26 protein-coding genes are annotated in these 26,237 nt (G+C 70.3%); 15 read left to right on the top strand and 11 right to left on the bottom strand.

What is annotated here, in order from left to right:
* Positions 1 to 71: 71 nt before the first annotated feature.
* From NVV32_RS00910 to NVV32_RS00890, 5 genes are all read left to right on the top strand, one after another.
* Positions 72 to 1,010: a carbohydrate ABC transporter permease gene (locus NVV32_RS00910; protein WP_055765734.1), complete on the top strand. Its 939-nt coding sequence runs from the start codon at positions 72 to 74 to the stop codon at positions 1,008 to 1,010.
* Positions 1,011 to 1,012: 2 nt separating this feature from the next.
* Positions 1,013 to 1,951, top strand: a complete 939-nt coding sequence (locus NVV32_RS00905) for a carbohydrate ABC transporter permease (protein ID WP_422391041.1) — start codon at positions 1,013 to 1,015, stop codon at positions 1,949 to 1,951.
* A 51-nt stretch (positions 1,952 to 2,002) separates the two neighbouring features.
* Positions 2,003 to 3,355, top strand: a complete 1,353-nt coding sequence (locus NVV32_RS00900; protein WP_055765736.1) for an ABC transporter substrate-binding protein — start codon at positions 2,003 to 2,005, stop codon at positions 3,353 to 3,355.
* 187 nt (positions 3,356 to 3,542) lie between these two features.
* Positions 3,543 to 5,585 (top strand): beta-galactosidase, encoded by a 2,043-nt coding sequence (locus NVV32_RS00895; RefSeq protein WP_422391040.1) that lies wholly within the window; start codon positions 3,543 to 3,545, stop codon positions 5,583 to 5,585.
* A gap of 37 nt (positions 5,586 to 5,622) precedes the next feature.
* Positions 5,623 to 8,811, top strand: coding sequence for an RICIN domain-containing protein (locus NVV32_RS00890; RefSeq protein ID WP_422391039.1), 3,189 nt, complete (start codon positions 5,623 to 5,625; stop codon positions 8,809 to 8,811).
* Positions 8,812 to 8,889: 78 nt separating this feature from the next.
* Here the strand turns inward: NVV32_RS00890 and NVV32_RS00885 are convergent, their stop codons facing one another.
* Positions 8,890 to 9,237, bottom strand: a complete 348-nt coding sequence (locus tag NVV32_RS00885; protein WP_422391038.1) for a cytoplasmic protein — start codon at positions 9,235 to 9,237, stop codon at positions 8,890 to 8,892.
* Between the two features lie 275 nt (positions 9,238 to 9,512).
* Between NVV32_RS00885 and NVV32_RS00880 the strand changes: the two genes are divergently transcribed.
* The 6 genes from NVV32_RS00880 (at position 9,513) to NVV32_RS00855 (ending at position 15,393) form a co-directional block, all read left to right on the top strand.
* Positions 9,513 to 10,538 carry a hypothetical protein gene (locus tag NVV32_RS00880; protein WP_422391037.1) on the top strand — a complete coding sequence of 342 codons (1,026 nt, stop codon included), beginning with the start codon at positions 9,513 to 9,515 and terminating at the stop codon, positions 10,536 to 10,538.
* Positions 10,539 to 12,137, top strand: coding sequence for a hypothetical protein (locus NVV32_RS00875; protein ID WP_422391036.1), 1,599 nt, complete (start codon positions 10,539 to 10,541; stop codon positions 12,135 to 12,137).
* Positions 12,134 to 12,811: an ABC transporter ATP-binding protein gene (locus tag NVV32_RS00870; RefSeq protein ID WP_152817058.1), complete on the top strand. Its 678-nt coding sequence runs from the start codon at positions 12,134 to 12,136 to the stop codon at positions 12,809 to 12,811. The genes NVV32_RS00875 and NVV32_RS00870 overlap by 4 nt, the downstream gene beginning before the upstream one ends.
* Positions 12,808 to 14,184: an ABC transporter permease gene (locus NVV32_RS00865; protein WP_422391035.1), complete on the top strand. Its 1,377-nt coding sequence runs from the start codon at positions 12,808 to 12,810 to the stop codon at positions 14,182 to 14,184. The genes NVV32_RS00870 and NVV32_RS00865 overlap by 4 nt, the downstream gene beginning before the upstream one ends.
* A gap of 47 nt (positions 14,185 to 14,231) precedes the next feature.
* On the top strand, positions 14,232 to 15,068 hold the full coding sequence (locus tag NVV32_RS00860) for a sigma factor (RefSeq protein ID WP_422391034.1): 837 nt from the start codon (positions 14,232 to 14,234) through the stop codon (positions 15,066 to 15,068).
* 88 nt (positions 15,069 to 15,156) lie between these two features.
* On the top strand, positions 15,157 to 15,393 hold the full coding sequence (locus NVV32_RS00855; protein ID WP_152817056.1) for a hypothetical protein: 237 nt from the start codon (positions 15,157 to 15,159) through the stop codon (positions 15,391 to 15,393).
* Between the two features lie 33 nt (positions 15,394 to 15,426).
* Here NVV32_RS00855 and NVV32_RS00850 read toward each other — a convergent pair whose 3' ends face one another.
* Positions 15,427 to 16,200, bottom strand: coding sequence for a CPBP family intramembrane glutamic endopeptidase (locus NVV32_RS00850; RefSeq protein ID WP_422391033.1), 774 nt, complete (start codon positions 16,198 to 16,200; stop codon positions 15,427 to 15,429).
* Positions 16,197 to 16,442 carry a hypothetical protein gene (locus NVV32_RS00845; protein WP_152817054.1) on the bottom strand — a complete coding sequence of 82 codons (246 nt, stop codon included), beginning with the start codon at positions 16,440 to 16,442 and terminating at the stop codon, positions 16,197 to 16,199. The genes NVV32_RS00850 and NVV32_RS00845 overlap by 4 nt, the downstream gene beginning before the upstream one ends.
* A gap of 221 nt (positions 16,443 to 16,663) precedes the next feature.
* On the opposite strand from NVV32_RS00845, the gene NVV32_RS00840 reads away from it, so the two are divergent.
* Positions 16,664 to 17,617: a manganese catalase family protein gene (locus tag NVV32_RS00840; RefSeq protein WP_422391032.1), complete on the top strand. Its 954-nt coding sequence runs from the start codon at positions 16,664 to 16,666 to the stop codon at positions 17,615 to 17,617.
* Between the two features lie 98 nt (positions 17,618 to 17,715).
* On the opposite strand, the gene NVV32_RS00835 is transcribed toward NVV32_RS00840, so the two are convergent.
* Genes NVV32_RS00835 through NVV32_RS00815 form a run of 5 tightly spaced genes read right to left on the bottom strand, consistent with a single transcriptional unit; the run spans position 17,716 to position 21,953 of the window.
* Complete coding sequence (locus tag NVV32_RS00835; protein ID WP_422391031.1) at positions 17,716 to 18,012, bottom strand: hypothetical protein; 297 nt, start codon at positions 18,010 to 18,012, stop codon at positions 17,716 to 17,718.
* A gap of 8 nt (positions 18,013 to 18,020) precedes the next feature.
* Positions 18,021 to 18,830, bottom strand: coding sequence for an ABC transporter ATP-binding protein (locus tag NVV32_RS00830; protein ID WP_422391030.1), 810 nt, complete (start codon positions 18,828 to 18,830; stop codon positions 18,021 to 18,023).
* Positions 18,827 to 19,885, bottom strand: a complete 1,059-nt coding sequence (locus NVV32_RS00825) for a FecCD family ABC transporter permease (protein ID WP_200914762.1) — start codon at positions 19,883 to 19,885, stop codon at positions 18,827 to 18,829. Before NVV32_RS00825 ends, NVV32_RS00830 begins: the two co-directional genes overlap by 4 nt.
* Positions 19,882 to 20,925: a FecCD family ABC transporter permease gene (locus NVV32_RS00820; protein ID WP_422391029.1), complete on the bottom strand. Its 1,044-nt coding sequence runs from the start codon at positions 20,923 to 20,925 to the stop codon at positions 19,882 to 19,884. The genes NVV32_RS00825 and NVV32_RS00820 overlap by 4 nt, the downstream gene beginning before the upstream one ends.
* Positions 20,925 to 21,953: an iron-siderophore ABC transporter substrate-binding protein gene (locus NVV32_RS00815; RefSeq protein WP_422391028.1), complete on the bottom strand. Its 1,029-nt coding sequence runs from the start codon at positions 21,951 to 21,953 to the stop codon at positions 20,925 to 20,927. Before NVV32_RS00815 ends, NVV32_RS00820 begins: the two co-directional genes overlap by 1 nt.
* A 225-nt stretch (positions 21,954 to 22,178) precedes the next feature.
* Here NVV32_RS00815 and NVV32_RS00810 point away from each other — a divergent pair, with 225 nt between their 5' ends.
* Positions 22,179 to 22,577, top strand: coding sequence for a VOC family protein (locus NVV32_RS00810; protein WP_422391027.1), 399 nt, complete (start codon positions 22,179 to 22,181; stop codon positions 22,575 to 22,577).
* Positions 22,578 to 22,707: 130 nt separating this feature from the next.
* On the opposite strand, the gene NVV32_RS00805 is transcribed toward NVV32_RS00810, so the two are convergent.
* Entirely contained in the window at positions 22,708 to 23,586 is an 879-nt protein-coding gene (locus NVV32_RS00805; protein WP_422391026.1) for a YsnF/AvaK domain-containing protein, read from the bottom strand.
* A gap of 189 nt (positions 23,587 to 23,775) precedes the next feature.
* On the opposite strand from NVV32_RS00805, the gene NVV32_RS00800 reads away from it, so the two are divergent.
* The gene (locus NVV32_RS00800; RefSeq protein WP_422391025.1) at positions 23,776 to 24,000 is read left to right on the top strand and encodes a low temperature requirement protein A; all 225 of its coding nucleotides are present in this window, start codon (positions 23,776 to 23,778) and stop codon (positions 23,998 to 24,000) included.
* Here the strand turns inward: NVV32_RS00800 and NVV32_RS00795 are convergent.
* Together NVV32_RS00795 and NVV32_RS00790 are read right to left on the bottom strand one after the other, a co-directional pair.
* The gene (locus tag NVV32_RS00795) at positions 23,990 to 24,913 is read right to left on the bottom strand and encodes an AEC family transporter (RefSeq protein ID WP_422391024.1); all 924 of its coding nucleotides are present in this window, start codon (positions 24,911 to 24,913) and stop codon (positions 23,990 to 23,992) included. The genes NVV32_RS00800 and NVV32_RS00795 overlap by 11 nt on opposite strands.
* A gap of 40 nt (positions 24,914 to 24,953) precedes the next feature.
* Positions 24,954 to 25,649, bottom strand: coding sequence for an alpha/beta hydrolase (locus NVV32_RS00790; protein ID WP_422391023.1), 696 nt, complete (start codon positions 25,647 to 25,649; stop codon positions 24,954 to 24,956).
* A gap of 179 nt (positions 25,650 to 25,828) precedes the next feature.
* Here NVV32_RS00790 and NVV32_RS00785 point away from each other — a divergent pair, with 179 nt between their 5' ends.
* The gene (locus NVV32_RS00785) at positions 25,829 to 26,197 is read left to right on the top strand and encodes a hypothetical protein (RefSeq protein ID WP_422391022.1); all 369 of its coding nucleotides are present in this window, start codon (positions 25,829 to 25,831) and stop codon (positions 26,195 to 26,197) included.
* Positions 26,198 to 26,237: the final 40 nt, after the last annotated feature.

Genomic DNA, 26,237 nt, shown 5'->3' with positions numbered 1-26,237 from the left:
ATGTTTGCGTAAACATCGAGAAGGGCGCACGCTGGTGTTTACGCAAACATCGATCGAGGACAAGGACCAACATGACGACGGCGTCACCCCCACCCGCCGCGCTCGGCACGCAGCCGAAGCCCGCGAAACGAGCGCAGAAGCGCGGCCAGAAGAGCTCCTGGTCCGGCTGGCTGTTCATCGGCCCGTTCATGGCGGTCTTCGCGCTCGTGTTCCTCGCACCCATCGCCTACTCGATCTACCTGAGCTTCTTCCGCAACCAGCTGGTGGGCGGCAACGGCTTCGTGGGCCTCGCCAACTACGCCCAGGTGCTGCAGGACTCGCAGTTCTGGTCCTCGCTCATCCGGGTGGTCCTGTTCCTCGCGGTGCAGGTCCCGGTGATGCTCCTGATCGCCATGCTGGTGGCCCTGGCCCTGGACAGCGGCCGCCTGTACGGCAAATCCTTCTTCCGCATCTCGATCTTCCTGCCCTACGCGGTCCCGGCGGTCGTCGCCAGCCTCATGTGGGGCTTCATGTACGGCACGCGGTTCGGTCTGGTGGGCAACATCAACGAGGCGCTCGGCACCAACATCCCCAACCCGCTGAACCCGGACCTGATCCTCGCCTCGATCGGCAACATCGTCACGTGGGAGTTCATCGGCTACAACATGCTGATCTTCTACTCGGCGCTCAGCGTCATCCCGAAGTCCCTCTACGAGGCCGCGGAGATCGACGGCGCCAGCCAGTTCCGCCTCGTCACCGCCATCAAGCTGCCCGCCATCCGCGGTGCCATGGTGGTGGCCGCCATCTTCTCGGTGATCGGCAGCTTCCAGCTCTTCAACGAGCCCGCGATCCTGCAGAGCCTCGCGCCGAACTCCATCTCCACGTACTTCACCCCCAACCTGTACGCCTACTCGCTGAGCTTCTCCGGCCAGCAGTACAACTACTCCGCCACCGTGGCGATCGTCATGGGCATCATCACCATGGTCATCGCCTACGCCGTGCAGCTGCGCGGCATGCGGAAGGAGGGCTGACCATGAGCGTCGCCGTCGAACCCACCCGCCCCCGCAGCGACAAGCGGACCACCAGGCCCGGCTACGTGCGCATGAAGAGCTCGCGCCGCAGCGTGGACATCCCGAAGCGCAGCGTCCTGCTGACGGTCCTCACCGGGATCGTCCTCGTCTACAGCCTCGTCCCGCTCGTCTGGCTCGTCATCAACTCCTCGAAGACGCAGGAGAGCCTGTTCAGCTCCTTCGGCCTCTGGTTCAGCGGGGACTTCGCCCTGTTCAGCAACATCGGCGACACCGTCACGTACGACGACGGCATCTTCGGCCGCTGGTTCCTCAACACCGTGCTGTACGTGGTGGCGGGCGCCGGCGGGGCCACCTTCCTCGCCGTCCTCGGCGGGTACGCCCTCGCGAAGTTCACGTTCCCCGGCAAGAAGGCCGTGTTCGCCGTCGTCCTCGGCGCGGTGGCCGTCCCCGGCACCGCCCTGGCGGTCCCCACCTTCCTGATGTTCAGCCAGATGGGCCTGACGAACACGCCGTGGGCAGTGATCATCCCCTCACTGATCTCCCCGTTCGGCCTGTACCTGATGTGGACGTTCGCCTCCGAGGCCATCCCCACCGAGCTGCTGGAATCGGCGCGCATGGACGGCGCCGGCGAGTTCCGCACGTTCTTCCAGATCTCCCTGCCGCTGCTGGGCCCGGGCATCGTCACGGTGCTGCTGTTCACCATGGTGGCCACCTGGAACAACTACTTCCTGCCGCTGATCATGCTGAAGGACCCGGACTGGTACCCGCTGACCCTGGGCCTGAACGCCTGGAACAACCAGGCGTCCACCGCCGGCGGCGAGGCGATCTTCAACCTCGTGATCACCGGCTCCCTCCTCACCATCATTCCGCTGATCGCGGCGTTCCTGCTGCTGCAGCGCTTCTGGCAGTCCGGCCTGAGCGCCGGCGCGGTCAAAGAGTAGAACCCCTCCCGAACACCCCCTTCCGAAAACGATGAAGTGAAAAGGAACCCCATGAAGAGCAGAATCTCCCCGGCCGTGCTCCGCGGCTCGGCCCTGGCCCTCGCGGCCGCCCTGACCCTCTCCGCCTGCGGTGGCGGCGGCGGCAACGACGCCGGCGGCGCAGCACCCGAAGAGGTCAGCGCGGACGACGTCCAGGCAGCTCTCGAGACCGGTGGCGACCTCACCGTCTGGGCCTGGGAGCCCACCCTCGAGAAGGTTGTGGAGGACTTCGAGGCGGAGTACCCGAACGTCAACATCGACCTCGTGAACGCCGGCACCGGCAACGACCAGTACACGGCGCTGCAGAATGCGATCGCCGCCGGCTCGGGCGTGCCCGACGTCGCGCAGGTCGAGTACTATGCACTCCCCCAGTTCGCCCTGGCCGAGTCCGTGAAGGACCTCACCGGCTACGGCGCCGGCGATCTCCAGGACACCTTCAGCCCCGGCCCGTGGAGTTCCGTCCAGGCCAACGAGGGCATCTACGGCCTGCCCATGGATTCCGGGCCCATGGCCCTCTTCTACAACACGGACGTGTTCGAGAAGTACGGCGTCGAGGTTCCCACCACGTGGGAGGAGTACGTCGAGGCCGCCCGCACGCTGCACGAGGCGGACCCCAACGTGTACATCGCCAATGACACGGGAGACGCCGGCTTCGCCACCAGCCTCATCTGGCAGGCCGGCGGCCAGCCCTACCAGGTGGACGGCACGGACGTCACCGTCAACTTCTCCGACGAGGGCTCCACCAAGTTCGCGGAGACCTGGCAGCAGCTCCTCGACGAGGACCTCCTGGCCCCCATCAGCTCCTGGAGCGACGAGTGGTACCAGGGCCTCGGCAACGGCACCATCGCCACCCTCTCCACCGGCGCCTGGATGCCCGGCAACTTCACCTCCGGCATCCCCCAGGCCGCAGGCCAGTGGCGTGCCGCGCCGCTCCCCCAGTGGGAAGAGGGCCAGACCGCGAGCGCGGAGAACGGCGGCTCCTCGCTGACCATCCCCGCGGCCAGTGAGCAGGGCGCCCTCGCGTACGCCTTCCTCGACTACGCCAACGTGGGCGACGGCGTCCAGACCAGGATCGACGGCGGCGCCTTCCCGGCGACGTCCGCGCAGCTCCAGTCCGAGGAGTTCCTCAACACCGAGTTCGAGTACTTCGGCGGCCAGAAGGCCAACGAGATCTTCGCCGAATCCGCGCAGAACGTCCCCGAGGGCTGGTCCTACCTGCCCTTCCAGGTCTACGCGAACAGCATCTTCAACGACACCGCCGGCCAGGCGTACGTCTCGGACACCCCGCTGTCCGAGGGCCTGAAGAACTGGCAGGACGCCAGCGTCAAGTACGGCAACGAGCAGGGCTTCACCGTCTCGGAGTAGTCCCCGCCCCATCGGACCCGGGCCGGGCGGGAGCTCGCGCGCACCCGCCCGGTCCGTTCCACCCCTGCTCATCCCCGCTGGACCCGCCGTCGTCGTCCCCCGCCCCTCCGTCAGGGGATGGGCACGACGACGGCGGCAGCACGACCCGCGCGCCACACGTCTCGAGAATCACCCAAGGAGCTTCACCGTGTCGACACCCACCACCCACCGCTGGCTGCGCTGGCCGTCCGAGCCCGCCCGCCCCCGCATGGCGTACGGCGCCGACTACAACCCGGAGCAGTGGCCGCGCGAGACATGGGACGAGGACGTCCGCCTCATGCGCGAAGCCGGCGTCAACGTGGTGTCGCTGGCGATCTTCTCCTGGGCCCGACTGCAGCCCGAGCGCGACGAATGGAACTTCGCCTGGCTGGACGAGGTCATCGACCTCCTGCACGCGAACGGGATCGCCGTCGACCTCGCCACCGCGACCGCCTCCCCGCCGCCGTGGCTCGCCACCGAGCACCCCGAGATCCTCCCCGTCACGGTCGACGGCAGCACCCTCTGGCCCGGCGCCCGCCAGCACTGGCGCCCCACCAGCCCCGTGTTCCGCGAGCACGCCCTCAAGCTCGTCACGGCGATGGCCGAGCGCTACGGCGACCACCCCGCCGTCTGCGCGTGGCACGTCTCCAACGAGCTCGGCTGCCACAACATCTACGACTACTCCGACGACGCCGCCGGCGCCTTCCGTACCTGGCTCACCGACCGCTACGGCAGCATCGACGCCCTCAATGACGCCTGGGGCACCGACTTCTGGTCCCAGCGCTACACGCGGTTCGAGCAGATCCTGCCCCCGCGCCAGGCCGCCTCGCACCCGAACCCCACGCAGCAGCTCGACTTCAAGCGCTTCTCCTCCGACGCCCTCAAGCAGTACCTGCGCGCCGAACGCGACATCCTGAACCGCATCACGCCGGACATCCCCGTCACCACCAACTTCATGGTCATGGGCGAGACCAAGGGCATGGACTACGCCGACTGGGCCGCCGAGGTGGACTTCGTCGCCAACGACCACTACTTCGTGCCCGACCCCCAGGCCGTGGACGAGCTCTCCTTCTCCGCGAACCTCACCGGCAACATCGCCGGCGGGAAGCCCTGGTTCCTCATGGAGCACTCCACCAGCGCGGTGAACTGGCAGCCCGTCAACACCCCGAAGAAGTCCGGCGCCCTCCGCCGCGATTCGCTCACCCACGTGGCCCACGGCGCGGACGCCGTCTGCTACTTCCAGTGGCGGCAGTCCAAGGCCGGCGCCGAGAAGTTCCACTCCGCGATGGTCCCCCACGCCGGCGAGGACAGCCCCATCTTCCGCGACGTCGTCGCCCTCGGCCGCGAGCTCGGCGCATTGTCCGGCGTCGTCGGCTCCCGCCGCAGCCAGGCACCCGCGGCCATCCTCTTCGACTGGGACTCCTGGTGGGCCTCCGAGCAGGACTCCCACCCCTCCGACCGCCTGCGCTACCGGCAGGAGGCCCTGGACTGGTACTCGGCGTTCCTCGCCCTCGGCATCCGCGCCGACGTCATCCCCGCCGCGACGGACCTCACCGGCTACGGGCTCGTCGTCGCCCCCGTCCTCCACGTGGTCCCGGCCGCCCTGAAGACGCGCCTCGAGGACTACGTGGCCGGCGGCGGGCACCTCGTGGCGAGCTACTTCAGCGGCATCACGGACGAGAACGACCACATCTGGCTCGGCGGCTACCCCGGGGCCCTCGCGGACCTGCTCGGCATCCGCATCGACGAGTTCGGCCCCCTGCTCGACGGCGAGTCCGTCGCCCTGGACAACGGCACCACCGCGACCCTGTGGGCGGACCGCGTACTCCCCCGCGTCGACGGCGTGGAGGTCCTCTCCCGCTACACGACCGGCGACCACGCGGGAGACGCCGCCGTGACGCGGCGCGCCGCCGGCCGGGGCAGCGCGGCGTACGTCGGTGCACGCCTCGGCGCCGACGGTCTCGAGCCCGTCCTCGCGGACCTCGCGGCCCGCGCCGGCGTGACCAGCGAGCTGCCCGCGGAACTCCGCGGCGCCGTCGAGCAGGTCATCCGCACCGGCGACGACGCCGACCACGTCTTCCTCATCAACCGCACCGACGCACCCGTGGACATCACGGGCGTCGACGGCGACACCCTCACCGGCGAGGAGTCCAAGCTGGCTCCCCGCTCCGTCGCCGTCCTCACGAGGAAGGCCCGCACCACCGTCTCGTAAGACCTGCACCACCCCTCGCTGGAAGGAACCACGTTCAATGACGAATCGATCCAGGCGCGCCGCCACACGAGCTGCCGCGACAGGGGTTGCCGCCGTCCTGGCGGCAGCCTCCCTCATGGGAGGTGCGGCGCAGGCCGCACCTCCGGCCCCACCCGCACCGCCCGCGGCACCCGAGGGCGCACTGACCCTCACCCCGGACCCCTCCTACCAGGGGGAGGAGTTCGAGGGCTGGGGGACCAGCCTCGTCTGGTTCGCCAACGCCACCGGCGACTACCCGGACGAGATCCGGAACCGCCTCGCCGACCTGGTCTTCGGGCCCGACGGCCTGAACCTGAACATCGCCCGCTACAACATCGGCGGTGGCAACGCCCCGGACGTGAAGGACTACCTGCGGCCCGGCGGCGCCGTCGAGGGCTGGTGGAACGCCCCCGAGGGCACCACGCGCGAGGACACCGACTGGTGGTCCCCCGAGGACCCCGCGGACTGGAACCTCGAGGCGGACGCCACGCAGCGCTGGTGGATCGACCGCATCAAGCAGGACATCACCCACTGGGAGACGTTCAGCAACTCCCCGCCGTGGTTCCAGACCGTCAGCGGCTACACGTCCGGCGGGTTCAACTCCACCGCCGACCAGCTGAAGCCCGGGAGCATCTCCGACTTCAACGCCTACCTGGTGCGCGTCACCGAGGAGCTGGAGAAGGCCCACGGCATCGAGGTGGACACCCTCGATCCGTTCAACGAGCCGAACACCAACTACTGGAGCACGCAGCTCGACGCCGCCGGCGAACCGACCGGCGGCCGCCAGGAGGGCGCCCACATGGGCCCGCAGCTGCAGCAGCAGGTCCTCCGCGACCTCGCCGCCCAGCTGCAGGACGCCGACACGGACGCCACCATCTCCGCGATGGACGAGACCAACCCCGGCACCTTCGCCACGAACTGGAACTCCTACCCCGAGGACGTCCGAGCCCTCGTGGACCAGCTGAACGTGCACACCTACGGCACCGGGCAGCGCACCACCGTCCGGGACATCGCCAAGGCCGAGGACAAGCCCCTGTGGATGAGCGAGGTCGAGGGCTCCTGGGGTGACGGCCAGAGCTTCACCAGCATGGAGCCGGGCCTCGGCATGGCCAAGCGCATCACCGACGACCTCCGCGAGCTGGAGCCCAGCGCCTGGGTGTTCTGGCAGCCCGTCGAGGACTACGACAACATGGCACCCGGCGGCGAGTCCGCCGCCGGCGCCAACTGGGGCAGCATCCAGATGCCCTTCGACTGCACCGACGTGGACACCCTCGAGACGTGCCCCATCTACACGAACACCAAATTCAACACCGTGCGGAACTACACCCACTACATCCAGCCCGGGGACCGCCTGGTGCAGGTGGACGACGAGGACACCACCGCCGCGATCACCGACTCCGGTGCCGCCGTCGTGCACATCAACGAGGACGCCGAGGACAAGTCCGTGGTCCTGGACTTCTCGAAGTTCGGTTCCGTCGCCAGGGGTGCCACGGTGACCCCCGTGGTCAGCGACGTGGACGGCGCCCTCGTCGAGGGTGAACCGGTCGCGATCGAGGGCGGCAGCGCCCTCGTCACCGCACCGGCCGAGTCCGTCACGACCTTCGTGGTCGACGGCGTCTCGGGCATCGCCGGGGACGCGGCAGCCCTCCAGGACGGGCACGTGTACCGGCTGCAGGGCGTGCAGAGCGGCAAGTCCATCGAGACCGCCGGCGGCACCGCCGTCATCAGCGCCACCGACCCCGCCGACGCGCAGCAGCTGTTCCGCGTCACCAGCCTCGGCGAGGACAACACCAACCGCGAGCGCTATGCGATCACCACCCTCGACGGCGCCGCGCAGCTCGCCGACGAGGGCGGCGCCGCCGTCGTCGCTCCCGCCGGTGGCAACCCGCGGGCCGAGTGGATCGCCTCCACGACCGGGGACGGCACCTACACCTTCGTCAACGCCGAGACCGACCTCCTGCTCGAGGTCGGTGGCGGATCGACCGCCGAGGGCGCAGCGGTCACGCTGTACCTCGCGAACTCGGGTGCGAACCAGCGCTGGACACTGGTCGACGAGACCGTCCTCGGCGTCGAACCGGCCACCGCCTTCACCGTTCCCGGCACCGCACCCGTGCTGCCGGACACCGTGACGCCGGTGTACCGCGACGGCGCCCGCGGAGCCATCCCCGTCGAGTGGAAGATCCCGAACGAGAACCGCTGGAAGAAGGCCGGGACCGTCAAGGTCAAGGGCACCGCGACGGACGTCACCGGCGCGCAGTTCCCCGCCGAACTGACCGTCACGGTCGACACCCTCGTCTCCACGCAGCCGGCACGCGCCAAGGCCGTCGTCGGAGCCGTTCCCGCCCTGCCTCCGACCGTCACGGCCGTGGGCCGCCTCGGCGGCACCGTGGACCGCGACGTCACCTGGGACACCGCCGTCAGCTACCCCGCCCCCGGCGTGTACGAGCTCGCCGGCCGGGCGGACGACGGCGCGGGCGGCACGCTCCCGGCGACCGTCCGCATCCAGGTCACCGAAGGCACGCTCGACAACGTGGCCGACGACGGCGGCACCACCGCCACGGCCACGTTCACCGAGCCGGGCTACGGCACGGCCGGGCTGTTCAACGGCGATCTCCGCGACAAGGCCTGGTCCAACTGGAAGTCCAGCGCGAAGAACACCTCGGACACCCTGACGGTCACCCTGCCGTCGGCCCGGCCGCTGGGCGGCGTCGTGGTGAACTTCTTCCGCGACGGCACCACGGACAGCTACGCGCAGAACCTCCAGCTGCAGGTGCAGGGCGCCGACGGCGTCTGGACCTCGGCCGGCGCGCCGGTGGCCGTCCCCTCGGGCGCTCCGGCTCCCGCGGTGACCCTGCCGCTCACCGGGGTGACGGCGCAGTCCGTGCGGGTGGTCATGACGGCCCGGCCCAACACGCACATGGTGGTCAGCGAGATCCAGGTGCTCGGGGCCGTTCCCGCGGTGTCCTCGGACGCCACGCTCTCCTCGATCAGCGTGGGCGCTACGCCGATCGCCGGCTTCGACCCGGCGGTCACCACCTACGCGGTGCCGGTCAAGGGCAAGCTGCCCGCCGTGTCCGCCGCAGCGGCGGATCCCTACGCCACGGTCTCCGTGACGCAGCCGAAGGGCAGTGACCGGACCGCCGTCATCACGGTGACGAGCGAGGACGGCACGGCGACGGGCACCTACCGGGTGACGCTGACCCGCTAGGCACCCTCCCTCCATCCGACCGACGGGGCGTCCGCACGAGCGGGCGCCCCGTCGTCGTTGCGGGATCCCGCAGCAGCCTCAGGGTGCCGACGGGCCGAGCTGATCGATCGTCTCCTCCGCCTGCGGGCCCGTCTCCTTCAACTCGATGAAGTACGCATGGGTCGCCGTATCGCCGATGTTCTCGCCGTGGTGGTCCTGCGCGGGAAGCCAGCGGACCGCACCGTCCGGGAGGTCCACCTCCATGCTGGCGCCCCGGGCGTGGAGGCGACGCCGGAAGGAACTCGCAGTGATCATGACGCTGTCGGGGTGGTGGTGCTCGACGCTCGTGTGACCGGGCTCGTCCGTGTACTCCAGGACGCGGACCCTGTCATTCTCGAGAACCACGCGGTAGTTGCCTGGATTGCTCTGCACCGGGTCCTCTGCCATGGCCGGACTGTACGCCCGCGGAGCCTCGATGACCAGAGGCCCCGGACCCGGCCCACGGCTGCGCTGACATACCGGCCCCTCGGGTCTGCCGCAGGAATTCGGTCCGGGGTTATCCGATCAAGGGGAGACCGCCTGATTGCCTACCATTGACGGGACGAAAAGGACACGGTTCCCAATCGTTATCGAACGGGCCGCGATGTCCTCCCTGGGTATGACTCCGTGGACGATTCCAGGCAATAGCATCCTCACTATTGCCATATGGAGGAAGAGGACCCGTGCGACTGTCATCCCGCGCCATCACTGCCCTGACCACGACGATGTGTGCTTCGGCCCTGCTCGCGGGTTGCGCGTCGCCGGAGGAAGCTCCCGCCGCCGAGAAGGAATCCCCGCTGTCCGCTTTCTTCGCCTCCGCCTATGGCGGGGACCTGAGCCAGGAGGAGCAGGAGAAGAAATTCGCGGAGGACGAGCGCGAGCGGGAGGAACTCGTGGCGCAATGCATGTCGGAGGAGGGATTCGAATATTCACCGAATCTGCAGTCCGCCTCGATGTCCATGCCGGTGAGCGGTGATGAATGGGATCCGGATTCCCGCGAATGGGTGGCTCAGTACGGGTACGGGATAATCAACTACCCCGGGCGCGACGACATGGAGTCCGGCGGGGAGGGCGAATACGTCGACGCCAATGCCGATTATGTCGCGAGCCTCTCGGAGTCGGAGCAGCAGGCATTCAACGAGGCCCTGCACGGGCCCATGCCGGATCCGGAGGACATGCCCGCCGAGGGTGAGCCGATGGAGTGGGACTGGACCACGGCCGGCTGCTACGGGTGGGCGGAGAACGAGCGGGGCACCGCGGAGGACCCCTCCACCTCGGACGAGCACAAGCCCCTCATGGACGCGATGAACACGTTCTACGAGACCATGATGACCTCGCCGGAGCTCACCGGGATCGATGCGGAGTGGTCCTCCTGCATGGCGGACGCGGGCCACCCCGGGTTCTCCGCCCAGATGGACGCCCAGACCAGCATCAACGAGGAGATGAACAAGCTCTACGAGAGCACCGGTGAGATCGGCACGACGGATGACACGGCGATGACGGGTGGGATGGGCATGCCGAACCAGGCGGAGATGGACGCCCTCGGCGAGAAGGAGATCGAGCTCGCCCTGGTGGACCTCGACTGCCGTGAGGAGACCGACTACCGGCAGAAGCAGCAGGAGGTGCAGTTCGCCCAGGAGCAGCAGTTCGTGGACGACCACAAGACCGAGCTCGAGGCCTTCCGCGCCGATCTCGAGCAGGGAAGCTGAGTGGCACGGTTCCGGCGAGCCCGAACCGCTGAAGCCACGGGGGAGACCCGGAGCCTCGACGAGATCCTGACTCCTGCCCCGGACGAGGGGGACGGCCCGCGTCGCGCATCCGGGGCCGGGGTGGCCGCCGTCTTCCGCCGCAACCGCACCCTGTGGATCGTGGCCGTCGCCGCCGTCCTCAGCCTGGTCGCCGGGCTACTGCTCGGCCGGTTCCTCGTCTCCCCCGCCGACGCCGCGTCGACGGCGGAGCCGCCGGCACCCGGCCTCGTGACCGTCCCCGTCGAGTTCGGGCGCCTCAGCAACGACGTGACCATCCGGGGCGAGGTGGCGTACGCCGATCCGGTGGAGGTCCGCATCGACACGTCGTCCATCTCTGGTGCGGCGGTCGTCACGGGTCAGGTACCGGAGGAGGGGGCGGAACTGAAGGCGCTCTCGATCGCCCTCGAGGTGGCCGGACGTCCGGTGATCGTCCTGCCCGGTGAGCTGCCGGCGTACCGGACCCTGCAGATCGGGGTGTCCGGTCCCGACGTCGTGCAGTTCAAGACCGCGCTCCGGACGATCGGCATCGACGCCGGCGATCCCGCGGACCCGGTCTTCGGCGTCGAGGCGGCCAACGCCGTCGCGACCCTCTACACGGACGCCGGCTACAGCGCCCCCGCCTCGGAGGAGGGCAGCGAGGAGAGCCTCCGGGCCGCCCAGGAGGCCGTCCGTTCCGCGGAGCAGGGCCTCATCACGGCCCAGAACGACCTCGCGGCCACGCCGGTCGGAGCCACCGCCGTCGAGATCCTCGAAGCCGACAACGCCGTGGCGGGCGCCCGCCGTGAACTCGCCGCCGCCCAGGAGGCGGACCCGCAGGATCCCCTGCAGATCGGCACCGCGGCCGATGCACTGAAGCTCGCGGAACTGCGACGGCAGCAGGTCGGGTCCGACCGCACCGACGCACCGCAGCGTGCCGCCGTCGACGCAGCGACCGCGCAGCTGATCGCGGCGCAGGAGGAGCTGGCGCGCGCCGACGTGGCCGCCCTGCCCGCGCTGCCCGCGGGCGAGGTGCTCTACCTCACCGAACTGCCCCGCCGCGTCGATGCCGTGGCCGCACAGCGCGGCAGCGTCCTCGACGGCCCTGCCATGACCGTCTCGGGTGCGACCGTCGGCCTGTCCGGATCCGCCGCCGAGGGCGACGCCCGGCTCCTGAAGGTCGAGGACACGGCGTCCTTCGAACTGCCGGACGGCACGCCCCACCCGGCCACCATCACGGCGGTGACGCCGGGCGAGGGCGATTCCCAGCGGTGGACCATCGAGCTGACGCCCGACCCGCTCAGCCCGGAGCAGATCAGGGAGCTGCAGGGCTCGAACGTCCGGGTCTCCATCGCGGTGGGCGCCACCGACGGCGACGTCCTCTCGGTCCCGTACGCCGCTCTGACGGCAGGGCCCGGCGGCGAGACGCGCGTGGAGGTCACCGAGGGTGACCCGCGGGCGGGTGAGGAGACGACGACGCGCCTGGTGGTGGTCCGCAGCGGGCTGGCGACGCCGGGCGCCGTGGAGGTGACGCCCCTCGAGGGCGAGCTGGAGCAGGGCGATCTCGTGGTGGTGGGGCGATGAGCACACCGCTCGTCGAGCTGCGGGACGTCACCCGGTCCTTTCCCGGCCCGCCGGAGGTGCAGGCCCTGAAGGGCATCAACCTGACCGTGCACGACGGCGACTACGTCTCGATCGTCGGTCCCAGCGGGTCCGGCAAGTCCACCATGCTGAACATCCTGGGCCTGCTCGACCGGCCCAGCGTCGGCGAGTACCGGCTGGCCGGCCACCTCACGGGCGCCCTCGACGAGGACACGCGCGCCGCGGTCCGGGCCCAGCGCATCGGGTTCGTGTTCCAGGCCTTCCACCTCATGCCACGACGCTCGGTGCTGGAGAACGTCATGATGCCCATGCTGTACAGCGGGACACCGCGGGACGAACGGGAGGACCGGGCGAGGCAGGCCCTCGAACGCGTGGGGCTCGGGCACCGCCTCGGGTTCCTGCCCGGCACGCTCTCCGGCGGTGAACGCCAGCGCGTGGCCGTCGCCCGCGCCGTCGTCACCAGGCCCAGCCTGCTCCTCGCGGACGAGCCCACGGGCAACCTCGACGGGGTGACGTCCACGGACGTCATGGAACTCTTCGAGGAGCTGGTCTCCGACGGCCTGGCGCTCGTCATCATCACCCACGACGCCGCGGTGGCCCGCCGCGCACCCCGCAGCGTCGGCATCGCCGACGGGCGGGTGACGAGCGCCCCGTGACACGACACCTCGCCCCCGACCTCCCGCCTGCCACACCGGACGACGCCACAGATGACACGACAGATGACACGACGGATGGAACGACCGATGGCATAGCGGATGGCATCAGCGACGAGTCCGCCGACGGCCTGCCGGACCTGCTCCACCCCGTGCCCGCCGCGGACCGCTTCGGCGTCACCGATCTCCTCATCGAGGCGACGTCGGATCTCGGGACCCGCCCCGGCCGCCTCCTGATGACCCTCGCGGGGACCATCCTCGGCATCGGCGCCCTCGTGGCCACGATCGGCTTCGCCCAGACGACGGCGGGGCAGCTCAGCAAGCAGTTCGACGCCTTCGCCGCCACGCAGATCGTGGCCTCACCCGCCCAGGCGCATACCGCCGACGGCGACAGCGTGAACACCAGCGCACTGCCCTGGGACGCGGTGCAGCGCATGGAGCGCCTCGCCGGGATCGAGCAGGCAGCGCTCATCAGCGAGGTGAGCCTGCCCGAGGGCACCGTCACGGCGGTTCCCGTCAACGATCCCTCGGCTCCCGGGACCGTGCCACCGCGGATCTTCGCGGCGTCCGCAGGCCTCGTCGACGCGCTGGAGGGCACCGTCCGCTACGGCCGCCTGTTCGATGCCGGCCACGACCAGCGCCAGGACCGCGTGGCCGTCCTCGGCGAGCGGCTCGCCGGACGCCTCGGCATCACCCGCGTGGACTCGCAACCCTCCATCTTCGTCAACGGCATCCCCTACGCGGTGGTCGGTGTCTTCGGCGACGTGCAGCAACGCGCCGAACTCCTCGACAGCGTGGTCATCCCGACCGGTGCGGCCCGGAAGGACTTCGGCCTGACCGCCCCCGGGGAGGTGCAGGCACGGATCGTCATCGGCGCCGGTCCGCAGGTCGCGGAGCAGGCGGCCCTCGCGCTCTCACCCGATGCTCCCGAGGCCGTCACCGTCGCAGCGCCGCAGGGACGCTCGGATCTCGCGGAGTCCGTCCAGGCGGACGTGAACCTGATCTTCGTCGTCCTGTCCGTCGTCGTGCTGCTCGCCGGCGGCGTGGGGATCGCGAATGTCACCATGCTCTCGGTGATGGAACGAACAGGTGAGATCGGCCTGCGACGTGCCATCGGGGCGACGCGGCGGCAGATCGCTGCGCAGTTCGTCACGGAGTCCGTGATCATCGGACTGCTCGGCGGGCTGCTCGGTGCCACCACAGGGGTGTTCGCCGTGATCGCCATCTCGATGGCGCAGCAGTGGACACCCGTCACGCATCCACTGGTCGCCGTCGGCGGCGCCCTCCTCGGCGCGATCGTCGGTCTCGCAGCGGGGAGCCTGCCCGCACGGAGGGCGACGCGCATCGAGCCCGTCGTAGCCCTCCGCGGCACCTGATGCCGCCGTCCCTTCGCCGGACGGCTTCCGCCGCCTAGGGTGGCGGTATGGACCTGACCGGGCAGTTCGAGGCGGAGCGGCCGCGCCTCGTGCGGATCGCCGCCGGGGTGCTCGACGACCGCGCGGAGGGCGAGGACATGGTGCAGCAGGCCTGGCTCCGCCTGCACGGCACCACGGCCGTCATCGGGAACCTGCCGGCCTGGCTCACGGTCGTCACCACGCGCCTGTGCCTCGACCGGCTGCGCGCACGGGTCCCCGAACCGGTCGAGACCCGGGTCGACGTCGGCCCCTCCTCCCCCGATCCGGCGGACGGCGTGATCCGGGCGGCAGCGGTCGGGGTCGCGCTGCGGATCGTCCTCGACCGGCTCACGCCGACCGAGCGCGTCGCCTTCGTGCTGCACGACACCTTCGGCGTGGAGTTCCGCACCGTGGCGGCCGTCCTCGATGTGTCAGCCGATGCCGCACGGAAACTCGCGTCACGCGCCCGCTCTAAGGTCGCGGTGGCGGTGCCGGCGGAAGCGCCCGCCGACTGGGAGGTGGTCGATGCCTTCCTCGAGGCCTCCCGCGGCGGCAGCTTCGCACGTCTGCTGCACCTGCTGGCGCCGGACGCCGTCGTCCGCGCCGATGCCGCCGCGATCGCCGCCGGGACCCCCGAGATGCTCTCCGGACGCGAGGCCGTCGCCTCGATGTTCGACGGCGCCGCGAAAGCCGCCTTGCCCGTCGTCGTCGACGGCCGTCCCGGAGCTGCCTGGTACCACCGGGGTGAGGCCCGCGTCCTCTTCGACTTCACCGTGGAGGACGGCCTGGTGCAGGCCATCACCTTCCGGGCGGAGCCGCAGGTCCTCGCCTCCCTCGTGCGTCGGACGGGTGCGGAGCAGAAATGACGCGGCAAATGTCACATCCGGCTGCTCGCCGTCGTCGTACAGGTAGGGCACCGCTCCGGGTCGCCCGCAATCACAGGAGGAACACCCCATGAAGACCATGACCTGCAAGCAGCTCGGCGGCCCCTGCGACCTCGCCCTCACCGGTGACTCCGCGGACATCATCATCCAGGCCCAGGACCAGCACCTGAAGGACGCCGTCGCCGCCGGTGACACCGCACACCAGCCGGCGCGCGACGCCATGAAGGGCCGCTGGAAGAACCCGATCAAGGGGCTCGGCTGGTACAACGGCACCAAGAAGACGTTCGCGGCGCTCCCGGAGGACTGAAGGGGGGCGCCTTCGGGGTCCGCACCTTCGCGGTCAGATACCCGAAAGCACGATCAGCACGGCGAGGCCGTTGTTCACGGCGTGCAGGAGGATCGGCGCCCAGAGGTTCCCGTGGAACCGTCGCAGAAGGGCCAGCGCGACGCCGAGCGCGAAGAGATAGGCGAACCCGACCACCACGAGGTGCACGGCGGCGAACAGGGCGGCGGACAGCAGCACGGCGAGCGCGGGGCGGAAGCGGCGGCCGAGCCCGTCGAGGAACGCGCCGCGGAAGAGAGCCTCCTCCCAGAGCGGCGTGAGGACCGCGACCACGAGCGCCACGAACAGGACGACCGGGACGGGGAGACCGGCCAGGTCCGCCAGCGGATCGTTGGTCGTGGGGGCAGCGCCGATGTCGAACCCCGTCAGACCGAGGACGGCGAGGAACACGCCCTGGAGCACGAGGGCGCCCAGGATGGCCGCGGGGATCTGCCAGAGGAGGTGGGCCATCCGTGGGCCCGGGCGGCGGAAGCCCAGCTGGGCCGGCGTGAGGTGGTTGCGGCGGACGAGGTGGACGGACAGCGCTGCGAGCGCCGCCGCGGTGACGGTTCCCAGCAGCACGGGCACGAGGAGTTCCAGCGTGAAGTCGACGAGGCCTGTGAGCCCGAGGACCAGAATGACCCCGCACGCCGCCGCCACGTACAGCACCACGAACATCAGGGCCCAGCCCGCCTGCTGCAGTGTCACCACCGGCCCGGCATCGGCGCCATACATGCGATGGTTCTGGGGGACGTAGGGGGCCGGCCCGACACCGCCGGGGAACGGGCTCACGGCGTGCTGCCCTCGGTCGCCCCACGGGACGCATCGCCGTCGGGCGCCTCGGCGGTACATCCCCTCGCCACCGCGCCCGCCCCCGCGGCGAGGAGGACCCAGCCGGCGGCGATCACCGTGCGGTACGCCGGGGACGTGCCCAGCCAGTCGAGCAGCAGCGACCGCCCCCCGAAGACCAGTGCCGCCGCCACGAAGCATCCTCCCGCGACGACGAACCAGACGTACTTCTTCCCGGACATCATGGACCCCCCAGCATGGTGAGCTCCCAGCCTACGGGGCGCGGCGGGATGGACCGATCCCGACGGAGCCGCGGGCTGCCGCCGTCGTGATGATTCCGCCGGTGCCGCCGATCAGCGTGGTTATGGCAACCCCCACCGCAGAAAAGCAAGGGTGGTTGTGGGGTCGACTTTTCGGGACGAGTGTGGAAATTGAGTGGCATTCTGCCGCTCCCTGAGGAGGTCCCATGTTCTTCCACGTCCAGCAGCTCATCAACGAGATCATCCCCGACGAGCCGGATCCCGCCGCAGCCAACGCCCTGCAGGAGGGCCTCGGCGGACAATTCGGCGAGATGCGCACCATGATGCAGTACCTGTTCCAGAGCATGAACTTCCGCGGCGCGGCCGCTAAGCCCTACCGCGACCTGATCCAGGGCATTGGCACGGAGGAGATCAGCCATGTCGAACTGATCGGCACGACCATCTCCCGGCTCCTCGATGGCTCACCCCGCTACCAGGGCACGCTCGACGATCCGCTGGACACCCCCGGCGCCGGCGGCGCGATCCCGCTGAACCTCGCCCTGTCCCAGGGCAACATCCACCACTACCTCGTGGGAGCGCAGGGTGCCATGCCGGTGGACTCGGCCGGCAATCCCTGGAGCGGAAGCTACGTCTACAACTCGGGCAACCTGCCGCTGGACCTCCTGTACAACCTGATGCTCGAGGCGACCGGCCGGCTCCAGAAGTGCCGTATGTACGAGATGACGGACAACAAGACCGCCCGCTCCACCATCGCCTACCTGATCGTCCGCGACCAGGCGCACGAGAACGGCTACGCGAAGGCGCTCGAGACGCTCGGTGTGAAGTGGCAATCACTGCTGCCCATCCCCAAGACCAACGCCGAGCAGTTCCCGGAGGTCAAGAAGCTCCTCGACCTCGGGCTGCAGAGCAAGCAGTACACCTTCGACCTCAAGGGGCAGTCGGAGGCCGGGAAGATCTACCAGGGGCTGTCCCCGTCGAACGACGGCACCCAGCTGGACGCCAGCGAGCAGGCCCCGCAGGGTGTGCCGTCGGAGATCGCGCCCGAGCGCCTGGAGGAGTTCGCCCCCGGGCTGGACCCCGCGCTGCTCGAGCTCATCCAGGCGACGGCGGACCTGGAGATGGCGGACATCGATGCGATGTTCGGACCGGTCGAGAAGTAGTCCTGCCCGAACGACGGAAGGGGCGCCCGCTGCTGCGGGCGCCCCTTCTGCGTCTACCCCGTCCAGCCGTGCCGCTACGTCGGCCCGGCCGGAGCGGGTCAGCTGTTCTCGGTGCGCACCGGGCTGTCGGTCTCCTCGAGGGGTGAGCCCTCCTCGGCCTCGTCGGCCAGTTCCTTATGTCCCTCCAGGGACTCGGACAGCTGCTGGTCGGCGCTCGGATCGTGCTGGGGCTTCTCGTCGTGAGTACTGATGGGACGTCCTTCCGGTGGGATGGTGCCTGGTCGGTCCGACGCGGCAGCGGTGCTCGTCCGACGTCGTCCCGTCAGCCTACGCCTATCATCAGCAGGCTTGGTATCCTCCGACGGCGGCGCGACGGCGGCGCCCCCGCCCCGCATCCGGCGGGTCAGCGCTCCGTGGTCGTGTGGTGCCGGCCGAGCGGGAGCATGAGCGGCCTGTTCGACGTCGGATCCACGACCACGCGGCTGTCCAGCCCGAACACCGCCCGGATGGTGTCCTCGGTCAGCACCTCGGCCGGGGTGCCGAGCGCATGGACCCGTCCGTCGGTGAGGGCGATGAGGTGGTCCGCGTAGCGCGCGGCGAGATTCAGGTCGTGGAGCACGATCACGATGGTGGTCCCGCGGGACCGGTTGAGGTCCGTGAGGAGATCGAGCACCTCGAGCTGGTGGCTGACGTCGAGGAACGTGGTGGGTTCGTCCAACAGCAGGATGTCCGTCTGCTGCGCCAGGGCCATCGCGATCCACACGCGCTGCCGCTGCCCGCCGGAGAGCTCGTCCACCGGCCGGTCCGCGAGCGCAGCCGTCTCGGTGGCGGTGAGGGCGTCCGCCACGGCCTGGTCGTCGGCTGGCGTCCACCGGGAGAACAGGCCCTGGTGCGGATGCCGCCCGCGGCCCACGAGGTCCGCGACCGTGATGCCCTCGGGTGCGGTGGGCGACTGCGGCAGGAGCCCCAGTGTCCGTGCCAGCTCCTTGGCCGGTGTCTGGTGCACCGCCCGCCCATCGAGGACCACCTGCCCTCCGCGGGGTGCGAGGAGCCGGGACATGGCGCGCAGCAGGGTGGACTTCCCGCAGGCGTTGGCCCCGACGATCACCGAGATGCCGCCCATGGGCACCTGCAGATCGAGGCCCTCCACGACGGTCCGGTCCCCGTACCCGACCGTCAGGTCCAGGGCGTTCAGCGTATGGGCAGTGGTCACAGCGAGCCTCCCGAGCGGTTGGTCCGCACGATCAGATAGACGAGGTAGGGCGCGCCCAGCACACCGGTGATGACGCCGACCGGGTAGCGGACGTCGAAGGCGTACTGGCCGAGGAAGTCGGCCGTCACCACCAGCAGGCTGCCCACCAGGGCGGAGGGGATGAGCAGCGACGCGCCGGGGCCGACGATCCGCGCCGCGATGGGCCCCGAGAGGAAGGCGACGAACGCGATCGGCCCGGCAGCCGCCGTCGCGAACGCGATGAGGCCGACGGCGGCGATGATCACGATGATGCGCGTGCGCTCGACACGGACACCGAGGGCCGCCGCGGCGTCGTCGCCCAGCTGGGACGTGGACAGGTTCCGGGACTGGGTCAGGAGGACGGGCGCGAGCACCGCGAGGGCGATGGCCACGGGCACCACCTCGGACCAGCGGGCCCCGTTCAGGCTGCCGGTCAGCCAGCGCGAGGCCTCCTGCAGGTCCCACTGCGCGGCCTTGCTCAGGACGTACGCCGTGAGGCTGTCCAGCATGGCGGCGATCCCGATGCCGATCAGGATCAGGCGCGTCCCGACGACGCCGCCCTTGAAGGACAGCCCGTAGACCAGGAGGGCGATCCCGAGACCGGCGATGATGGCGAAGATCGAGACCTGCGTGGCGCCGAGTCCGAGCGTGATGATGGCGAAGGCCGCCGCGGCGCTCGCACCCGCGCTGATCCCGATGATGTCCGGGCTCGCGAGCGGGTTCCGCAGCATGGTCTGGAACGTCACGCCACCGATCCCGAAGCAGAGGCCCGCGATGACCGCGAGGGTGGCGCGCGGGAGCCGGAGGCGCCCCACGGTGAAGCTCGCGCCGTCGATGTCCTGCCCCAGGACCACCCCGAGGACCTCGCGGGGGGAGTAGGTGGTCTGCCCGACACACAGGGAGACGATGAAGGCGACGACGATCAGGGCGGCGAGGACACCGACCACGAGGCGTCGCCGAGCCGTGCGGCGCCGTCGCCCCTGCGCGATCTCACCGGCGGTGATGCCGACGCGCGGTGGTGCCTGCAGCGCTGTCACAGTTCACGCACCTTCTGCCGTCGGACGATGTAGATGAAGAAGGGGGCACCCACGAGCGCGGTGATGATGCCGACGTCGATCTCCTCGGGGCGCGCCACGATCCGCCCGAGGACGTCGGTGGACGTGAGGAGGATGGCCCCGAGGACGGCGGAGAGGGGCAGCAGCCAGCGGTGGTCCACGCCGATCAGCAGGCGGCAGGCGTGCGGGACCACGAGGCCCACAAAGCCGATGGGCCCGGTCACGGCGGTCACCGCCCCACACAGGAGGACGGCGCCGAAGGCGGCGAGCCCCCGCGCCACGGCCACGCGTTCGCCGAGCCCGGCCGCCAGCTCGTCGCCGAGGGCCAGGGAGTTGAGCGAGCGGGCGGAGAGGAGGCTGAGGAGGAGGCCGACGGCGAGGAACGGGAGCACCTGGAAGATGCTCGAGAAGGTGCCTCCGCCCACACCACCGATCAGCCAGGACCGCACGCTACCCGAGATGTCACCGCGTGGGAGCACGACGGCGCTGATGAGCGAGGTCAGCGCGGCAGAGGTGGCGGCACCGGCCAGCGCGAGCTTCAGGGGCGTCGCTCCGCCGCGACCGAGCGAGCCCACCACGTAGACGAACACGGCGGTGACCGAGGCTCCGGCGATGGCCACCCAGATGTAGCCCGTCGCCGAGCTCAGGCCCACGGTCGCGATCGCGGTGACGACGGCGAGGGAGGCTCCGGTGTTGACCCCGAGGATCCCGGGATCAGCGAGCGGGTTGCGGGTGACGCCCTGCATGACCGCCCCGGAGAGGCCGAGGGCCGCACCGGCGAGCACCGCGAGCAGGGTCCGCGGGATCCGCTTGGCCACCGCCGCCTCGTTGAAGCCGTCCGTCGATCCGCCCAGGGCCGCGATCACCTCGGCGAGCGACACGTCGCGTGAGCCGATGCCCACGGACGCGAAGGCCACCACCCCCAGCACGGCGAGGGCGATGACGAGCCAGAGCGGCCGGAGCCGCCGCAGTCCCCGCGCGGTGGCGGGGGCTGCGACGGCCGGCGGGGCGGACGGGGGCACTAGGCGTTGTCTGCGGCGTCCGAGAGGAGCGTGAGGTAGTCCTCGAGCACCCACGAGATGGACAGCGGCGTGGGGTTGGCCGCGGTGCCCACGGGCGTGGTGCCGGGAAGATTCACAACAGCCTTGTTGGCGACGGCGGGGATCTGCGAGAGCAGCGGGTCGGCCTCGAGCGTGGAGACCAGTTCGTCGTCGCCGTAGGTGACGATGATGTCGACGTCGTCCAGCACGTCGGCCTGCTCGGTGCTGATGGTCCCGGAGAAGAGGTCGGTCTCCGCGGATGCGGTGGCGACGCTCGCCGGTGTGGCGAGGCCGAGGTCCTCGAAGAACATGGCCCGGGTGTCGTGCGTGGTGTAGTAGCTGACCTCGCTGAGGTCCGTGGGGTCAACGTGCGTCATGAACATGGTCTTCTTGCCGGCGATGCCCGGGAATTCCGCGGTGGCGTCGCTGATCTGCTGGTCGAGGTCCGCGATCAGCTCCTTGCCCTCCTCGGCCATGCCCATGCCGGCGCTGTTGAGCTCGATCATCTCGCGCCACGGGGTGCCCCAGGCGGTCTCGGGGAAGGCGACGACGGGGGCGATCTCGCTGAGGGTGTCGTAGTCCTCCTGCGTCAGGCCCGAGTAGGCCGCGAGGATGACGTCCGGCGCGGTATCCGCGACGGCCTCGAAGTCGATGCCGTCGGTCTCGTCGAACAGCACGGGCGTCTCGCCGCCGAGCTCCTCGAGCTTCTCGGTCACCCAGGGGAGGACGCCGTCGCCGTCGTCGTCACCGAAGGTGGCGGCCGCCATGCCGACGGGGACGACGCCGAGCGCGAGGGGCACCTCCTGGTTGGCCCAGGCCACGGTCGCCACGCGCTCCGGCTTCTCCTCGATGGTGGTGGTCCCGAAGCCGTGCTCGATGGTGATGGGCTCGAAGCCGGCGCTGGAGGGTGCCTCGGCGGCGGACTCGGCGGCCGGCGTGGAGCAGGCAGCGAGCGCGACGGTCATGGCTGCGGCGGCAGCGAGGGCGAGGAGTTTCGGGGCGCGGAGCATGGGGGCCTTCCAGGGGTGACGACAATGACGGGTACCGGCGTGCTACCGGTCGGATCGACCCTCGGAGCATCAGGTAAGGATTACCTTAGCAGGGATTAGCGCACGCGAGTGTGACGTTATTCCGACGCCGCGTTCGGCCGTACCGCCCGGCCCGCCGACAGCCATGCGGACACTCCTTGACCGCGAGGACGTGCACCCGGTGCAGTCGGGGAGCACGATCCGGTCATGACTCTGCGCTGGTACTCCACCGTCATCGAATCCACCGATCACCGTGCGCTGGCGCGCTGGTGGGCCGAGGCACTCGGGTGGGAGGTCATGTTCGACACCGACGAGGAAGCCGTCCTCGTACCGCCCTGGGCTCGCGATCTCAGCTCGAAGCTGGCCTTCGAGCAGGTGCCGCCCGGACTCGTGTTCGTGCCGGTGGAGCACGCCAAGGAGGGGAAGAACCGCCTGCACCTCGACTTCGCGCCGCACACGAGCCAGGATCGGGACGCCGAGATCGAGCGCCTCGTGGGCCTCGGGGCGACGCGCACCGACGTGGGCCAGGGTCCGGACGTAAGCTGGGAAGTCCTCGCCGACCCGGACGGCAACGAGTTCTGCGTGCTGTCCTCGCGGGAGTACTGATCCCCGGCCCGATTCCGATCCAACGGGAGGCGCGACCCGCCCGGTCATGACGAAGGACCGCCGGACGGCAGCTCCGACGGTCCTTCATCGCATCCTTCGGGTGGAGCCGCTCGGCCCCGCCCGTCCTCCGTCAGAGCTCGATGCGCTCCGTCTCGATGACTTCCTTGCGGACCTGGCCGCCCACCGTCTCGTCGTGGGTGTGCGCCTCACGGCTGACACGCACCCGCTCGATGGGCACCACGTCCATCTCGACGCGGGGCTTCTCCTCGTACAGGACCAGTTCGACGACGTCGCCGCTGAAGGCCGTCTCCACCGCCGAGTACAGGCGCTCGCGCTCGGCCTTGCTGAAGGTGCCCGAGCCGTCGTCGTAGAGGGGCTTGCCGTCGCTGACCGGGACGCGCTCGACGACGAGCTCCTCGCGCCGGATCTGGACGGTCATGGTGACGTCCTCGGTGACCACGCGCTTGACCAGGCGCACCCGTTCCGTCTCCCGGAGTTCGGTGCCGACCCTCAGCTGCTCCTCGGAGCGCGTCATGGCCAGATCGCCGTCGTCGTCAGTCCCACCCGGGCCGGCACCGCGTCGCAGTCCCTGGTCGCGGCGCGGCTGCTCGGCACGCCCCGCGAAGGCGTCGGTGCGTGAGGACCGGTTGCCGCCAGTGGCGGGAGTCTCGGTGAGCGTCTCGTCCTTCGGCGCCATCAGGCCGTAGTAGCGCAGCAGGTGCTGCTCCTCCTCCGGGCTGAGGTGCCCGTCCTGGGACATCTTCGGTGACGAATGGACGGTGCCGTGCGGGTACGGCAGGCGGACGTCGTTCCCGTCGAGGACCGCATCGCGCAGCGGTGCGAAGGACTCCGGCTCGCCCGACGCGTGGGTGGTGATCGTGACCCAGCTGGGTTCGCCGGTGGCATCGTCGACGTAGAGGTGCCCCATCGGCCCGAGGAACGCCCCGTCCTCGCTCAGCACGTTGCCGCCGGCGTTCATCGAGTCCTTCATCTGGTCGAGCGTGATCATGGTGGCCCTTTCGACGTGGATCGTTCCTCCTCACCGTAGGGGCCGATCGACCTGATAGCAAGCATGCTTAGTACCGAACGTAGTTGCCGTCGGCACCGAAGCTCGGCGATCCGCTGATCCAGCCCTCCTCGCCTCCGCACGCGGCGCATCCACCACTCCGCCGCGCACCGGACGGAGCGCTACGGACGGGTGGTCATCCTGGCGCTCGGTGCAAAGATCGTCGCGATCGCTGTCGATGCGACCCAGGAACCGGTCAGCGTCCAGATCCTCCTCGGCGCGGTCGTCGGCGTCGCGCTCTCGGTGTGTCTGTGGTGGCTGCACTTCGACGTCACGTCCATCGCCGTCGAACACCGCGTGCGGCTTTCTGGCACCGGGTCGGTGACGGCGCGATCAGCCGGTGCGATCAGCCGGTGAAGGCCCTGATGACCAGGAAGACCACGGGCAGGTAGAGGACGCCCGCCACGGTCTGCAGGGTGATGATCGAGGCCATGAGCCGGGAATCACCGCCGAGCGCCCTCGCCATGACGTAGGCCGAGGACGCGGTGGGCAGGGAGAGGAAGAGGATCACCGTTGCCGCCGGTTCGCCGGTGAGGCCCACCAGCAGGCAACCCGCGAGACCGAGTCCTGGCATCACCACGAACTTGACGGCGGTCGCGAGGCCCACCGCGCCGAGATTGCGTCCCATGCTGCGCAGTTCCAGGGCAGCCCCGACGCACAGCAGGCCGAGCGGCAGGGACGCGGCACCGAGCGTCCGCACCAGGCCCTCGACGCCCGGGGGCAGCCCGATCCCCGTGACATTCAGGCCGATGCCGATCACGCAGCCGAGGATCAGCGGGTTCGTGGCGATGCTGCGAACCGTCCCTCCGACCGTGAGCCGCTCCGCCCCGTACCGCGCGAAACCGAGCGTGCAGACGACGTTGACAAGCGGCACGAGGATGGTGTTCGCGATCGCGGCGAGCGCCACGCCGTCGGGCCCGAACAGGGCGAGGGCGATGGAGAGGCCGAGGTAGTTGTTGAAGCGGATGCTCCCCTGCAGCACGGAGGTGAACGCGGGCCCGTCCAGGTCCAGCCACCGCTGCGCCACGACGAGTCCCAGGGCTGTCAGGACCACCGGGCCGGCGAGTACCGGTGCCATGAGGGCGATCGGCAACCCGCCGAGGTCCGCGGTCGCCGTGCCGTTGATGAACAGAGCGGGAAGCAGGACGAAATAGCACAGCCGCTCCGCGGGGGGCCAGAACGACGGCGCGAGGAACGCCCGTGCACGGATGCCGTAGCCGAGCGCGATCAGCCCGATCACCGGGCCGAGCGCCACGATGGTCTGCAGCATCACCGGGCGGCACCCCTGCCGGGGGTCAGGATCGGCGCGATCACCAGCCCCGGGCCTGCAGCCACTCGCTCGCCAGCCGGCTCCACTGGCCGGCGGCACCCTGCCCGTCCGCGAGGCCCAGACCGTGCTCACCCTCCTCGAAGACATGCAGGGCATGCGGGACCCGGTGTGCGGCGAGCGCCTGCGCGAGCCGGTATGCGTGCTCGACCGGGACGGCCTCATCCGCCGCGGTGTGCCAGATGAAGAACGGCGACGCATCGGCGGTGACGAGACGGTCCAGGGAGGTCGAGGCGCGGAGCGCGTTCCCGGCGTCGGGCCCGAGGAGTTCGTCCTGCGAACCGCGATGTGTCGCGAGTTCCATGGACACGACCGGGTAGCCGAGCACCGCGGCGTCCACGCGCTCGGCCGGCTCGCCGGAGGGGGCCAAGGCTGCCTGCCCAGCAAGGTGTCCGCCGGCGGAGAAGCCCAGGAGGGCCACCCGGGCAGCGCCTGCCGCGCGGACGCGCCGGACCTCGGAGCGGACGGCGTCGAGCGGTCCTGGGTGCCGGGTCTGCACGGGGTAGTCGAAGACGCTCGCGGACAGGCCGAACGAGCGCAGGCGCTCCGCGACCACCTCCGCCTCGTTGTCGGACAGCATGGTGTAGCCGCCGCCGGGCAGCACGATCACGTGGGAGGAATCCATCCCATCACCGTACTGGGCGGCCGCCTGCGTCACGATCGCGTGACGGTTCGACACGGCCCTGTCCCCCGCGCGTCGACGGGTGGAGGATCTGGACCGTGGGAGATACCGGGAGGGATGGCGGGGGACGCCGAACTCGGGTGCACCTCAGCCTCCGCGCGGCCGTCGTGGCAGTGCTGCTGTGCAGTACAGCCTGCGGGAACGGCCCGGGAGGCTTCCTCCGGCAGCCCGCCTGCATGCCCCCGCCGTACGTCATCACCCCCGATCAGGTACGTGCCGGCGGAACGGTGGGCATCGACGCGGGCGAGGCGGACTGCGACTCGACGTACGGCGACGCGGCGCAGGTCGAGGTGTTCGTCACCACGGTCGACGGCGGGCGCATCCTCCGGGAGCTCGCACCCATGACCGACGCGGGTGGCTTCTCCACCGAGGTCGTGGTGCCCCTGGGGACGCCACCCGGCGACTACCTCGTGTCCGCGTACCCGTACGACGTCGACTGGTGCGACGACACCGGGGTCAACAACCGCCTGTCCCGCGGTGCGGGGGACGGCCTGGTCCGGGTGTCCTGCGCCGCGGCGGGCCTGCCGCTCGTCGTCCTGCCCTGACCTGCAGCGGCGCCCGGCCGGACCTGTGGACGAAGAAAGC

The sequence above is a fragment of the Arthrobacter sp. N1 genome (genome assembly GCF_048288285.1).
Taxonomy (GTDB): Bacteria; Actinomycetota; Actinomycetes; order Actinomycetales; family Micrococcaceae; genus Arthrobacter_D.
The sequence above is the reverse complement of the archived record's forward strand: the minus strand, read 5'-3'. Positions and strand labels throughout refer to the sequence as shown.

Coding starts and splice junctions, on each gene's coding strand:
- NVV32_RS00785 (WP_422391022.1), top strand. CDS start 25,829: ATGCCCCCGCCGTACGTCATCACCCCCGATCAGGTACGTGCCGGCGGA.
- NVV32_RS00870 (WP_152817058.1), top strand. CDS start 12,134: ATGAGCACACCGCTCGTCGAGCTGCGGGACGTCACCCGGTCCTTTCCC.
- NVV32_RS00890 (WP_422391039.1), top strand. CDS start 5,623: ATGACGAATCGATCCAGGCGCGCCGCCACACGAGCTGCCGCGACAGGG.
- NVV32_RS00805 (WP_422391026.1), bottom strand. CDS start 23,586: ATGATCACGCTCGACCAGATGAAGGACTCGATGAACGCCGGCGGCAAC.
- NVV32_RS00910 (WP_055765734.1), top strand. CDS start 72: ATGACGACGGCGTCACCCCCACCCGCCGCGCTCGGCACGCAGCCGAAG.
- NVV32_RS00885 (WP_422391038.1), bottom strand. CDS start 9,237: ATGGCAGAGGACCCGGTGCAGAGCAATCCAGGCAACTACCGCGTGGTT.
- NVV32_RS00900 (WP_055765736.1), top strand. CDS start 2,003: ATGAAGAGCAGAATCTCCCCGGCCGTGCTCCGCGGCTCGGCCCTGGCC.
- NVV32_RS00845 (WP_152817054.1), bottom strand. CDS start 16,442: ATGATGTCCGGGAAGAAGTACGTCTGGTTCGTCGTCGCGGGAGGATGC.
- NVV32_RS00860 (WP_422391034.1), top strand. CDS start 14,232: ATGGACCTGACCGGGCAGTTCGAGGCGGAGCGGCCGCGCCTCGTGCGG.
- NVV32_RS00810 (WP_422391027.1), top strand. CDS start 22,179: ATGACTCTGCGCTGGTACTCCACCGTCATCGAATCCACCGATCACCGT.
- NVV32_RS00835 (WP_422391031.1), bottom strand. CDS start 18,012: ATGCGGGGCGGGGGCGCCGCCGTCGCGCCGCCGTCGGAGGATACCAAG.
- NVV32_RS00905 (WP_422391041.1), top strand. CDS start 1,013: ATGAGCGTCGCCGTCGAACCCACCCGCCCCCGCAGCGACAAGCGGACC.
- NVV32_RS00855 (WP_152817056.1), top strand. CDS start 15,157: ATGAAGACCATGACCTGCAAGCAGCTCGGCGGCCCCTGCGACCTCGCC.
- NVV32_RS00840 (WP_422391032.1), top strand. CDS start 16,664: ATGTTCTTCCACGTCCAGCAGCTCATCAACGAGATCATCCCCGACGAG.
- NVV32_RS00815 (WP_422391028.1), bottom strand. CDS start 21,953: ATGCTCCGCGCCCCGAAACTCCTCGCCCTCGCTGCCGCCGCAGCCATG.
- NVV32_RS00795 (WP_422391024.1), bottom strand. CDS start 24,913: ATGCTGCAGACCATCGTGGCGCTCGGCCCGGTGATCGGGCTGATCGCG.